This is a genomic window from Amycolatopsis thailandensis, from assembly GCF_002234405.1.
Lineage (GTDB): Bacteria > Actinomycetota > Actinomycetes > Mycobacteriales > Pseudonocardiaceae > Amycolatopsis > Amycolatopsis thailandensis.
Window position 1 is genome coordinate 51293 of record NZ_NMQT01000055.1, and the last position, 11904, is coordinate 63196.

General features: G+C 68.9%; 11 protein-coding genes. 6 read left to right on the top strand and 5 right to left on the bottom strand.

Annotated features, from left to right (window positions below; translation table 11 throughout):
- The first annotated feature begins 59 nt into the window (after positions 1 to 59).
- Genes CFP71_RS15760 through CFP71_RS15770 form a run of 3 tightly spaced genes read left to right on the top strand, consistent with a single transcriptional unit; the run spans position 60 to position 2434 of the window.
- Entirely contained in the window at positions 60 to 842 is a 783-nt protein-coding gene (locus CFP71_RS15760) for a YcnI family copper-binding membrane protein (protein WP_093934597.1), read from the top strand.
- On the top strand, positions 843 to 1406 hold the full coding sequence (locus CFP71_RS15765) for a copper resistance CopC family protein (RefSeq protein ID WP_093934598.1): 564 nt from the start codon (positions 843 to 845) through the stop codon (positions 1404 to 1406). It abuts the gene before it with no gap.
- Positions 1403 to 2434, top strand: coding sequence for a copper resistance D family protein (locus tag CFP71_RS15770; RefSeq protein ID WP_093934599.1), 1032 nt, complete (start codon positions 1403 to 1405; stop codon positions 2432 to 2434). The genes CFP71_RS15765 and CFP71_RS15770 overlap by 4 nt, the downstream gene beginning before the upstream one ends.
- Here the strand turns inward: CFP71_RS15770 and CFP71_RS15775 are convergent.
- The gene (locus CFP71_RS15775; RefSeq protein ID WP_093934600.1) at positions 2431 to 2997 is read right to left on the bottom strand and encodes a dihydrofolate reductase family protein; all 567 of its coding nucleotides are present in this window, start codon (positions 2995 to 2997) and stop codon (positions 2431 to 2433) included. The genes CFP71_RS15770 and CFP71_RS15775 overlap by 4 nt on opposite strands.
- A 198-nt stretch (positions 2998 to 3195) precedes the next feature.
- Here CFP71_RS15775 and CFP71_RS15780 point away from each other — a divergent pair, with 198 nt between their 5' ends.
- Positions 3196 to 5286, top strand: coding sequence for a tetratricopeptide repeat protein (locus CFP71_RS15780; RefSeq protein WP_244199704.1), 2091 nt, complete (start codon positions 3196 to 3198; stop codon positions 5284 to 5286).
- Positions 5287 to 5499: 213 nt separating this feature from the next.
- Here CFP71_RS15780 and CFP71_RS15785 read toward each other — a convergent pair whose 3' ends face one another.
- Both CFP71_RS15785 and CFP71_RS15790 read right to left on the bottom strand, forming a co-directional pair.
- Positions 5500 to 6426, bottom strand: coding sequence for a phosphotransferase (locus tag CFP71_RS15785; RefSeq protein ID WP_279629226.1), 927 nt, complete (start codon positions 6424 to 6426; stop codon positions 5500 to 5502).
- Positions 6386 to 7795, bottom strand: coding sequence for a helix-turn-helix transcriptional regulator (locus CFP71_RS15790; protein WP_093934602.1), 1410 nt, complete (start codon positions 7793 to 7795; stop codon positions 6386 to 6388). The genes CFP71_RS15785 and CFP71_RS15790 overlap by 41 nt, the downstream gene beginning before the upstream one ends.
- Positions 7796 to 8113: 318 nt before the next feature.
- Here CFP71_RS15790 and CFP71_RS15795 point away from each other — a divergent pair, with 318 nt between their 5' ends.
- Positions 8114 to 8488: a hypothetical protein gene (locus CFP71_RS15795; protein WP_093934603.1), complete on the top strand. Its 375-nt coding sequence runs from the start codon at positions 8114 to 8116 to the stop codon at positions 8486 to 8488.
- 13 nt (positions 8489 to 8501) lie between these two features.
- Positions 8502 to 8900 carry a hypothetical protein gene (locus tag CFP71_RS15800; protein ID WP_093934604.1) on the top strand — a complete coding sequence of 133 codons (399 nt, stop codon included), beginning with the start codon at positions 8502 to 8504 and terminating at the stop codon, positions 8898 to 8900.
- Between the two features lie 311 nt (positions 8901 to 9211).
- Here CFP71_RS15800 and CFP71_RS15805 read toward each other — a convergent pair whose 3' ends face one another.
- Both CFP71_RS15805 and CFP71_RS15810 read right to left on the bottom strand, forming a co-directional pair.
- Positions 9212 to 10468, bottom strand: coding sequence for an MFS transporter (locus CFP71_RS15805; protein WP_093934605.1), 1257 nt, complete (start codon positions 10466 to 10468; stop codon positions 9212 to 9214).
- Positions 10461 to 11783, bottom strand: a complete 1323-nt coding sequence (locus CFP71_RS15810) for a GH1 family beta-glucosidase (protein WP_093934606.1) — start codon at positions 11781 to 11783, stop codon at positions 10461 to 10463. The genes CFP71_RS15805 and CFP71_RS15810 overlap by 8 nt, the downstream gene beginning before the upstream one ends.
- Positions 11784 to 11904 lie beyond the last annotated feature (121 nt).

Sequence of the window (11904 nt, forward strand, 5' to 3'; positions counted from 1 at the left end):
TCCCCCGTAACCCGGCGAGGTCCTCGAACCCGCCGTCTCGATCATGTTCAGGAGTTTCCGTGTCCAAGCACGTCTTCAAGCGCGCCGGTTTCCTCGCCGCCGCCATCGGCGCCGCCGGTCTGCTGTCCGCCGGGGTCGCCTCGGCCCACGTCACCGCCAACGTCTACGGCCCCCAGCCCGCGAAGGGCGGCTACGGGTCGATCTTCTTCCGCGTCCCCAACGAGGAGAAGGACGCCGGCACCATCAAGGTGGAGATCACCGTCAAGCCCGAGTACGCGCTGAGTTCCGTGCGGGCCAAGCCGCTGCCCGGCTGGAAGGCCGAGGTCGTCAAGTCCAAGCTGCCGGCCCCGGTGACCACCGACTCCGGCACGCAGATCACCGAGGCCGTCACCAAGGTCTCCTGGACCGCGGAGCCCGGCACGAAGATCGCCGCCGGGTCGACCGAGTTCCAGGAGTTCCAGATCAGCGCGGGCAAGCTCCCGACCAACGTCGACGCGATCGAGTTCCCGGCCACCCAGACCTACGAGAACGGCAAGGTCGTCGAGTGGAACCAGCCGACCCCGGCCTCCGGTGAAGAGCCCGAGCACCCCGCGCCGAGCGTGAAGCTCGCCGAGAAGAGCGGTGACGGGCACGGCGGTGGTCACGGCGCCGACACGAAGGCCACGTCCGAGGACTCCCACGCCGCTTCGTCGTCGTCCGACAGCACCGCCCGCTGGCTCGGCGGCGCCGGGCTCGTCGTCGGCGCGCTGGGCCTCGGCGTCGGCGCCGGTGCCACCCTGCGCGCCCGCCGCGCGACCGCGGGAGCTTCCACCAAGAGCAGCAACACCGAGGGAACCGAGTAAATGCGTAAAGCGATCGTCGCGCTGGCGATCACCGGGGTGGCCTGGCTCGCCACGGCCACCCCGGCGCTGGCGCACAACGTCCTGATCTCCTCGGACCCGGCGAAGGGCGCTTCGATCGCCGCCGGGCCCGCGAAGATCACGCTCACGTTCGACCAGTACGTCCAGAACGCGAACGTCAACCAGATCGCGGTCATCGGACCGGGCGGCGGCCAGTGGGCCGAGGGCCAGGTCGAGGTCCGCGACAGCGCCGTGAGTGTCGCGCTGCGACCGCTCGGCCCGGCGGGCGAGTACAAGATCGGCTACCGGATCCTGTCCGCGGACGGGCACGCCGTGACCGGTGAGGTGCCGTTCACCCTCACCGCCGCGGGCACCGGCACCCCGGCGAGCGCCGACGCCGCGCGCGGCAACGCGGGCCAGGCCGAGACCACCCCGGCGACCGGCGGCGAAGGCTCGTCCGGCGTGCCGATCTGGGTGTGGATCGCGGGCGCCGTCGTGCTGCTCGCCGTCGGACTGACCGTCGCGCTGCGCACCGGAGCGGGCGACAAGGAGAAGAGCGGGTCATGACACAGGCCGAGACCACCTCGCGCGCCCGCGTCGCCGTGCTGTTCTGCGTGGTGACGGCCGGCATCGTCGGCGCCCTGATCGGCGTCGCGCTCACGGCCACCGCCCCGGTTCCCGGGGTCGCGCAGGTCAGCGAGGCGGTCTCGGTCTCCATCCCGCTCGTGCGGGTCCTGCTGGACATCTCGGCGGTCGCCACGATCGGGCTGGCGCTGCTTTCGGTGCTGGTCGGCTACGACCGGCCGAAGCTCTCCGAGCCGATCATGCGGCTCGCGCGGCCGGCGAGCGTCGCGGCCGCGCTGATCTGGGCGACGACGGCGCTCGTCGCGCTGATCCTGCAAACCGCCGAATACCGGCCTGGTTCCAGCACGCTGTCGATGTCGGACGTCGGGAGCTACATCGCCGACGTCGGCGCCGGGAAGGCGCTGCTCATCGTCGCGGTGCTGGCCCTGCTCCACGCGGGGCTCGGCATCCTCTCGCTGAAGCACGGCGAGAAGGTGCCCGCCGAGGTTCGCGTCGGGCTGGGCCTGTTCGCGCTGCTGCCGCTGCCGGTCACCGGGCACGCGTCGAACTGGAACTACCACGACTACACGATGATCTCGATGGAACTGCACGTCATGAGCGCCGTCGCCTGGACCGGCGGGCTCGGCGCGATGACGGTGCTGCTCGTCGGGAACCGGACCCTGCTCGCGCACGCCCTGCCGCGGTTCTCGAAACTGGCGACGCTGTGCCTGATCCTCGGCGCGGCGACCGGCCTGTTCAACGGGCTGATCGAGATCTCGCTCAACCCGTCCCTCGGGTTCTGGGAAGGCGTCTTCACCACGCCGTACGGGCAACTGGTGCTGCTCAAGCTGCTGTGCACCGGGGTGATCGCGACCCTCGGCGCGTACACGCGGTGGAAGCTGATGCCGCGGATCATCCGGCACAACCGCACGGCGCTGGCGGCCTGGGCGACGCTGGAGCTGACGGTGATGGGGCTCGCGTTCGGGTTCGCCGTCGTCCTCACGCGAGCTCCCGTCGTCCCGACCTCCTAGTTCTTCACCTCGTACCGCAGGATCACCACGCCGTTCTCGAACGCGGTGGCCTCGACCGGCTTCAGGTCCCGCCGGTCCTCGAAAAGGCGCCTCCCCTTGCCCAGCGCCACGGGGGCGACCATCATCCGGACCTCGTCGACGAGGCCGGCGTCCAGCAGGGATCGCATGAGCGTCAGGCTCCCCCACAACCAGAGGTCCTTGCCGCCCTGTTCCTTGAGTTCCCGGACGGTGGCGGCGGGGTCGCGGGTCACGGTCGCTTCGGGAAAGTCACCCCAGGGGGCCTTCTCCAGCTTCGACGAGGCGACGAACTTGGTCAGCGCGTTGACCTTCTCGCCGTATTCGCCCTGCTCTTCGGCGTGCGGCCAGTAGTCCTTGGCCATGGCGTAGGTGTTCGCGCCCAGGATCATCGTGTCGACCGAATCGACGAGCCCCATCACGCTCGCTTTGAACGCGGGCTGGGTCTTCTCGGAGAACGGCTCTCCCGGCACGAAGCCGAGCCCGCCGTCCTCGTCCGCGACGAGGTTGTCGGCGGTGACCCACTGCTGAACGATGAGCTTGCGCATGTCCGTCCTTCCGGTGCTTGCGGCCACTTCGGCCGCGATCGCCCCGGGGACGGAGCCGTCCCGCCGGTCTCGACATCGGCGGCGGATCTTTTTTTCGGGCTGTTACACGCCTTGCTCCATCCGGCCGCATTTGACCGGTTTCACTGTCCTCTCCGGACCTTCACCGGGATGCTCTACGCGATCGCTGGGGTTAACCCGATGAGGGGATGGAAAATGGGCGGCCCGTTGCCGGGTGACAGCGAAATCAGCGCTCCGCGGGTGCCGCGCCAGCGATCGGCGGTCCGGCTCACCAGGCAGACCAGCTCGGGGCCGCGGCAGCTTCCGCCTGCCCCCGCGCATTTCACCAACCGTGCGGCCGAGCTCGCGCTGCTCGAAAAGCTGCTGGCCCAGCACGACACCGACGGTCCTTCGGTGCACCTGATCAGCGGCCAGGGCGGGATCGGGAAGACGGCGCTGGCCGCCGCGTGGGGGCGTCATCTCGCCGACCGGTTCCCGGACGGGCACCTCTGGGCGGATCTCGGCGGGTTCAGCGCCAACGGCCCGCTGTCGGTGAGCGAAGCGCTCGGCCGGTTCCTCCGCGCGCTGGGGGTCCCGCCGGAGGGACTGCCCGCGGACGTCGAGGAGCTCACCGCCCTGTACCGCACGACGACCGCCGAGCGGCCGTTGCTCGTGCTGCTCGACAACGCGGCTTCGACCGATCAGGTGCTTCCGCTGCTTCCCGCCGACGGGGCGAGTCTCGTGATCGTGACTTCGCGACGCCGCCTCGGCAGGCTCCAGACCGAGCATCGCGCGAAGCTGGTCGAGCTGTCCCCCTTCGGTTCCGCGCACAGCGCCGAACTGCTGGGACGCGCTGTCGGCGCCGAGCGGGTCGGCGCCGAAGCCGACCAGGCGAGGGCCATCGCCGAGCTGTGCGGCGGCCTGCCGATCGCCCTCACCACGGTCAGCGCCAAGCTGGCGGGGCGCCCGAAAATGTCGCTGGAGAAGATCGCCACCGAGCTGGGGAAGGAATATCGTCGACTGGCCACGCTCTCGACGAAAGAGGCGCAATCGGTGGAAGCCAGCTTCAACCTGTCCTACGACGAACTTCCTTCCGACGCGGCCGCGCTGTACGCGGCCCTCGGGCTCCACCCCGGCCCCGACTTCGGCGTCGGCGTGGCGGCCGCGTCGATCGCCGTCCGCCCCGAGGTCGCCGACGACCTGCTGGACCAGCTGGTCGACGTCGGGCTGCTGATCGACCGCGGCGACGACCGGTACACCTTCCACGACCTCGCGCGGCTGCACGCCAAGGAAAAGACGGCGGGCAACGAGTACGACCGCGACATCGCGCTTCGCCGCATGCTCGAGTGGTACCTCCTCACCGCCTCCGCGACCACGAGCCTGACCGTCCCCGATCAGGATCCGATCCCGTACCGCTACGAGTACCGGCCGCCGGCACCGCTTTCGTTCGACTCGTCCGACGAGGAACTCGCCTGGCTCGAACTGGAGCGCGAGAACCTCATCGCCGCCATCGAAGCCGCCGAAACGTGGCAGCTGCCCGAGCTCGGCTGGCAGCTCGCCGCCGCGATGTGGCCACTTTTCCTGCTGCGCAAGCACTATCCGGACTTCCTGCGGGTGAGCCAGGCGGGTATGCGCTGCGCACGAGCCTGGGGCAACGCGTCGGCGGAGGCGCTGATGCACAACCGCAGCGGCGCCGCCTGCCGCGGCACCGGCCGCTACGACGAAGCCGTCGGGCACTACACGGCGGGTCGCGAAGCCGCGCGGACGGCGGGGAACGGCGTCGTCGAGATCCGGTCGGTGGAAGGGCTCGGCCTGGTCGCCCTCCAGCAGGGCAGGCTCGACGACGCCATCGAGTGGTTCACCGAGGACCATCTGCTCAGCGAGCGGCTGGACCGACGGCACGACATCGGGCTCGCGCTGATCAACCTCGGCGCGACCCGCGCCCGCGCCGGACAGCCCGAAGCCGCGATCGCCGACCTCACTCGCGCCCGCGACGTCCTCGAAGGCGACGACTACAACGTGGCCCGCGCCCGGATCGAACTCGGCCGCGCCCTCACGGTGACCGGGGATCTCGCGGCGGCCCGGGCCGAGCTGGAACCCGCCCGCGCCACCATGGAGGCGCGCGGATCGCGGTTCGAGGTGGCCAGGGCGCTCACCGCGTTCGGCGAGATCGCCGAGGCGGAGGGCGATCCGGCCGAAGCCCGGAGTCTCTTCGACCAGGCTTTGCCGATTTTCGTCGGCCTCGGCCGCCCGGAGGCCGACGCTCTGCGTAGGCGTTTGGAACAGCTGTGAGCCGGTGAGACCGATCGGTGCACCTACGACGAGGTGAAACCAGCACGCTAAATAACTCAGCGTAGCTGCAAGTTGCACATTTGGGGGAGCACTGAGCCAATTGAAGTGATTAGCCGGGGCGAATTCGTCACCGATTGATCGGTGAATTCGGGCAAGCGACGAACGGTCATTCGGCGTCGGCGAATGCACGTGCAGATGAGTGTTCCGGGTGACTCAGCGATACCGGTTCCAGCGCGCGCCGGTTTGTCCGTTCCGGAGATCGTCCAACCGTTTTCGCAGCTCATCGCGTACGCCGGGGTGACTGCGGAGAATCGGGAGAACACTCGTCGTGAGCTTCAGTTCACGGATAGCGCGCAGTACCGGGAAACCGGACCAGGTGGTCACGTCGAATCCGTACCGCTCGGCGAACACGCGATAGCGGGCGGGTGGATCACCGAACCGTTCATGGCCGACGGCGAGCGGCGTGAGATCCCATTCCGGCGGCCCGACACACGACGAATCGAAATCGCACAGCACCGGCCCGTCCGGGCCGGGGATCACGTTCCCGGTGTGCGCGTCCCCGTGGACGAGGCCCCTGGGCAGGGGGAAGTCGAGCGTCGCGAGCGCGGCTTCGACCTCGGCGGTGCGCTCCAGCAGGAACCGCCGGTCACCCGGGGCCAGCTCCTCCGCGTCCGAGACCCGGGCGCGGACCGCGGCGAACGGCGCCCATTCGGCCAGCCCCTCGGGCGGTTCGAGCGCGTGGACCCGGCGCAGCAGCCCGGCGAGGTCCGCCGACCTCGGCTTCCGGCCGCTCTCGGGCACCTTCCACCAGACCGTCACGAGATGTTCGCCGACCGGCAGCGGCTGCTCGACGCCGGGAACCAGGCGGATGGCGGGCACTCCGTGCAGTTCGAAATGCCGCGCGACCCGCACGACCGTGCCGACACGATGCCGCAGCAGGGTGGAGCCGACGATCCGGACGACGAACGGCGCGCTCGCCAGTTCGTAGACGGCGTTGTTGGTGAACCGCAGCAACCGGGCGCCGTCAGGGTCCACGCCCAGCAGTTCGCATGTCCGCCCCAGGGCGTCACGCAGCTTGCCGGGCGTGAACCGGCCCGGCTCAGGCGGCGTAGAAGGAGTTGAGCCGGTCGGCGAGGTCACGGGCGTCGGCGTTGTTCCGGCGGCGTTCCGCCTCGACCTGCAACGGCCGCATCCGGTCCTTCACCCGCTCCGACTTGATGCCCTCGGCGCAGTCGACGGCCTTCGAGCCCACCTTGGCGCCATGATCGAGATCGCCTTCGAGCAGGTGATTCGTGGCCAGCGCGCTGAGCATGAAGGTCTTGCTGCGGGCCATGTCGTCGTCGTAGGACTCGACGGCCTTGGTCAGCGCCGGGATCGCGTACTTGGTGTGCTCGGCGTTCTTCGCGGCGAGCACGGTGTGCACGGTGCCGATCATGGCGTAGACGTCGGTCTCGGTGAAGAACTTGACCCAGGACTCGGCCTCGGCCAGGTCCGCGCGGGCGAACTCGTCCTTGCTCCGGCCGAGCAGCTTCGTCGCCTGCTCCTCGTTGCCCATCATCGCGTAGGCCCAGGCCTCGTTGGCGCAGAGCACGGCGACCGCCAGCTCGGAGCCCGATTCCTGGGCGGCGATCTGGCCCAGCTGGAACAGCTTCAGCGCGTCGTTCGGGGCGTCGTTGTGCAGGTAGACGCGGCCCATCCGGTAGAGGACGTTGGCCACCAGCGGGTGGCTGTCTCCCTGTTTGGCCAGGTCCAGCGCGTTCGCGAAGTGACCACGGGCCGAATCCATGAGGCCGGTGTCGAACGACGTCCAGCCCGCCAGGCTATGCAGGTCGGCGAGCGCGACGTACAGCCGGTTCTTGACCATTTCGGTGCCGTTGGACTCGAGCATCTGCTGTCCCCAGGACAGCTGCGCGACCACGGCGTCGCGGCAGAAACCGCCGCCGTACTGGTAGTCGAGGGACCGGAGCGCTCTGGTCGCGGCTTCCACCTGGCGGACGTCGGTCATGCCGATCCGCCCGGGGGCGGGCGTCTTCGCCGGCCCCGACGACCACGTCCCCGACTCGGGACCGAACACCGCCGCACCCATCGTGACCTGGGCGGCGTGTGCGAGGAACCTCCGTCGCTTCACGGACTCGTCCTCCTCCGCCTGCTGGCCGTCGGCGGCGCCGACGACCTTTATCGCTGTCGCCTCGTCATAGGCGAGACCCATGTATCCCCTCGGGACACCCAGGCCGTCAGCGATGCGGGTGAGCACGTCGTACGCCATCACCTGGCGACCTTTGAGGATCTCGGACACCTCGGACTGCGACTGGCCGGTCATCGCGGCGATCTGGCGCTGCGAAACACCGTGCTTGCGCAACAGGCGGTACACGGACGAAATCTCCCGTGTCGCCAGTGCCGCCCGCATCTCCGCCTGTTCCCAGGCATCCGGCGGCACGGGGTGACTCTGGCGGCCCGAAGTGTTCGTGTCCGAGCCGGCGACAGCGCCGCCACCGATACTGGCGTCCATTGCGCCCCCTCACAGTTCCGTTGGGGTCGAGAAACAGCGTAGGCACACCTATTCAACCGTGCGAAACACCGGATCGCCCGTCGTGATCGGCCCGGCAGAAGTCGTTTGACCGCTTACCGTGAAACCTCGTCCGGTCACCGCTATGACGGCGGTTCGACCTTCTTTCGCCCTCGGTTTCACATCACTGTAGTTGTCAGATCTCCGTGACCGACCAGCCACCGGCAGCGATCACAGAGAGCTACCAAGTCTCCGAACCCCCTAAAGGTGCGGACACGCGGATATGAAGACGACGTGGAACGAGAGAGCGGAGAAGAGCCAGTGGAGTTCGTGGACTCGATCGCAACAGGCTCCATCACCGCGGGACGGCCCGGTATGCCGACGCGCCACCTGCGTGCGGCCGGCCCCGCCGGTCAGCAGGCGGTCGCGGTCGCACCCGGCGCCAACCGCCCGGTCTCTCCTTCGGCCCCGGTCGACCCCCGTACCGCGAGTGTGCGCCGTTACGAAGGCGGACAACTGATCTGGCGCGTGCAGTGCGGCGATCTCATCAGCCGTGAACGCGCCGTCACCGTGTTCGTCGAAGACAACCAGGTGGTTCTCGTCTCGCCGCCAGGAGAGACCGCGCGCCTGACGTCCGGCCAGCTCGGACAGCTCAGGGCAGCGCTCAACGAAGCCGCCAAGATGGCGGAAAGGTAACGGTGAGTTCTCCGTGGATCAGGTCCTAGGGCAAGTCCTCCGCAACGCGGTTTGGGAACGCCTCGACATGCTCTCCGATCTCGCGACCCGGGCCGACGCGCAGTCGCTCGTCTCCGTCGCCCGCTCGGAGCTCCCCCGGCTGACCGAAGGCTGGCGCGCGATGCTCCAGGCGCACGAGCCCGACGAGCGCGGCGACTGCCCCACGTGCTCGACCCGCTGGCACAGGTGCAAGGCCCCCTGCTCGGTCTGGCAGGTCGCGCACGAGCACCTGGTCGCCGGTGGCCTCGCCCCTCAGCAGACCGCCGCCACCCAAGACCGTCGGCGCCGTGTCCCCGGGCAGAGCCGCGTGAGCGCGGCCGAAACCACCGGCAGGCACGCGCTGGTCGACCCGCGTCGTCCCATCACAGCCTGAAAAGCCGGCGAGTGAACGGCGGTCCGAGCGCCCCCTCGGCAACCACGCCACGATCTCGCCTTCGCCGGCGGCGGTTCGCGCGTACCCCCGAACGTGACGAGCCGCTCTCGGTAATCATCCCGGTCCCCACCGCGATTAATCGAAAATTATCGGCAGAACACCTAGCGAACGTAGTAATCGGTCGCTAGATTCAAGATCACAAACGCAGCGCGATACCTACCCCGAGGCCAGCGCTGTCATCCCCCGAACCCCGCGGGCCGGTGCCGTTGCACTCCCCTCCCCCGACCGGCACCGGTCCGCGGTCTCCAACCTCAGCTGACCGTTTTCACCCGCGTGACCAGCACCGCGGCGATGACGGTGGACAGTGCCGAAGCCGCGAAGAGGCTCGGGTAGCCGCCCAGGTAGGCCAGGATCGGCGCGGTCAGCATCGGCGCCACCACCTGCGGCAGCGAGTTCGCGATGTTGATGACCCCGAGATCCTTCGCCCGGTCCTGCGCGGCGGGCAGCACTTGCGTGAGCATCGCCAGCGCGACAGCCATGTACGCGCCGAAACCGACTCCGAGCAGTGGCGACGCCGCGAGCGCGGCCGTCCAGTTCTGCCAGACGACCAGCAGCAGCGCGGCGACGGCCATCACCGCCGACGCGGCGAGGACGTACGGTTTGCGCCGCCCGGACTTGTCGGAGAAGTGCCCGGCGACGAGCGCGCCGACGACGAGGGCGGCGCCGTAGAGCCCCATCATGATGAGCAGGCCGGTGTCCGGGTCTTCGTAATGCACCGCGTCCTTGAGGAAGAACAGCAGGTACAGGGTGCCGAAGGCGTTGCCGAGACCGATCATGAAGTGACAGCCCCACGCCCAAGCGAAGTCCGGATGCTCACGCGGCGAGATCCACAGGTTCGCCAGTACGTCCCGGGTCCGCGCGGACGGGCGGTACGCGACCGGCAGTCGCGCGTCCGGCGTGCGCAGGACGAACGCCGCCGCGCCCGCGAGCACGATGGCCGCGCAGACCGCGTAGCCCAGCGGGAGACCGGCGAGGTCGAGCATCACCACGACCACCACCGCGCCGAGCACGGTCCCGAGCATCTGGGCGATGCCGACCAGCCCGCCGACCTGCGCGCGCTGCGGCACGGGCACCCGGTCCGCGATCGCCGAGACGAGCATCGCGAGCATTCCGTTCAGGCCTGCTTGGACCAGGCACCAGCCGAGCACCATGACCGCGACGTTCGGCGCGAACGCGAGGACGAGCAGTCCGGCCGCGGCGATGACCGCCCCGGCGGCCGTCCACGGATGACGACGGCCGCGGGCGTGACAGGTCCGGTCCGAGAGCAGGCCGACGACCGGGTTGGCGATCAGCGCGACGACCGCGCCGACCCCGGTGACGAGACTGAACACCGCTTCCTTGTCGGCCGCGTCCAGTATCTCGGCCTGCTTCGGCAGGAGAACCTGGATGGGCGCGTAAACCCCGAGCCAGAGCGCGATGTTCGCGAAGAACAGCAGACTCATCCAGCCGGCGCGGACCCGGGCGACCGGCTCGGCGAGCGCCTCGGGCAGATCCCTGACCTCACTCATGGCGGATCAGTTCCCGGTACCAGCCGAAGGAATCCTTCGGCGTCCGCTTCTGCGTCTCGTAGTCGATGTGCACCAGGCCGAAGCGCGGCTGGTAGCCCTTCGACCATTCGAAGTTGTCCATCAAGGACCAGACGAAGTACCCGCGGACGTCGACGCCGGCGTCCATCGCTTCGCGGACCGCGACGAGGTGGCTGTCGAGGAAGTCGATGCGCTCCTGGTCGTGAACGTGCCCGTCTTCGGCGACGACGTCGTCGAAACTGCACCCGTTCTCGGTGATGAAGACGGGCGGGAGGTGCTCGCGGTAGCGGTCGTGGAAGCCGACGAGCAGATCGCGCAGGCCGTGCGGGACGATCGGGGAATCGTTGGTGGTCATGGGATAGCCCTCGATCGCGCGAAGCTCGAAGGGCAGCGGGTTGCCCTCACCGGGCGCAGCGACCCCCTGCGGCTCGTAGTAGTTCACACCGTAGAAGTCGAGCGACTGCGCGATGGTGGGCAGATCGTCGGCGAAATCCTTCGGGAGATGTTCGACGACTTGTTCGGGATAACGGCCGAGGAGCACCGGATCCGCGTAAGTGCGATTGATGAGGGCGTCGATCCATTCGCCCGCGGCCTTGTCTTCCGGCGAATCGGAGGCAGGCCAGATCGGCGAATGATTGTTGGCCGTGCCGATTTCGCGGGCGCCCGCCGCGCGGAGGGCTTGGACGGCGAGACCGTGCGCGAGATTCTGGTAGTGCGCGGTGGGCAGGGCGTCGAGCAGGAGCGTCTTGCCGGGGGCGTACTCGCCGATCGCGTACCCGAAGATCGACATGACCATGGGCTCGTTGAGCGGGATCCACATTTTCACCCGATCGGAGAAGCGCTCGCCCAGAATGGCGGCGTACTCACCGAAGCGTTCGGCGGTATCACGGGAGAGCCAGCCGCCCTTGTCCTCGAGCGCCTGCGGGAGGTCCCAGTGGAAGAGTGTCCCCGTCGGCGCGATGCCGGCGGCGCAGACCTCGTCGATCACTTCGTCATAGAAGGCAAGGCCTTCGGCGTTGGGCTTACCCTCGCCGTCGGGCTGGATCCGGGGCCAGGCGAAGGACAAGCGATACGCGCCGACGCCGAGTTCGGCCATCAGGGCGATGTCCTCGCGGAAGCGGTGGAAGTGGTCGGCGGCCACCCTGGCATGCTCGGCCCGCGCGATCTTTCCCTCCGTTTCGGTGAACGTGTCCCAAATGGACTGTCCCCGGCCGCCTTCCCCGGTCGCCCCCTCGATCTGGAAGGCGGAGGTCGAAACACCCCACAGGAAATCGGACGGGAAGGTCGGATTCTCCACCGGCTACGCACCTTTCCTCTTCAGACTCGGCCGAACATGAAAAGTTCTCAGATACTATGCCTTCACTCGACCGTGGGGAACCCCGTCGGCACGATAAAGTCGCAGATCAGCGAAGGAGGAG

Bases quoted from the DNA above. Each gene is read 5' to 3' on its own strand.
- CFP71_RS15765 (WP_093934598.1), top strand. From the start codon at position 843: ATGCGTAAAGCGATCGTCGCGCTGGCGATCACCGGGGTGGCCTGGCTC.
- CFP71_RS15770 (WP_093934599.1), top strand. From the start codon at position 1,403: ATGACACAGGCCGAGACCACCTCGCGCGCCCGCGTCGCCGTGCTGTTC.
- CFP71_RS15775 (WP_093934600.1), bottom strand. From the start codon at position 2,997: ATGCGCAAGCTCATCGTTCAGCAGTGGGTCACCGCCGACAACCTCGTC.
- CFP71_RS15780 (WP_244199704.1), top strand. From the start codon at position 3,196: ATGAGGGGATGGAAAATGGGCGGCCCGTTGCCGGGTGACAGCGAAATC.
- CFP71_RS15790 (WP_093934602.1), bottom strand. From the start codon at position 7,795: ATGGACGCCAGTATCGGTGGCGGCGCTGTCGCCGGCTCGGACACGAAC.
- CFP71_RS15805 (WP_093934605.1), bottom strand. From the start codon at position 10,468: ATGAGTGAGGTCAGGGATCTGCCCGAGGCGCTCGCCGAGCCGGTCGCC.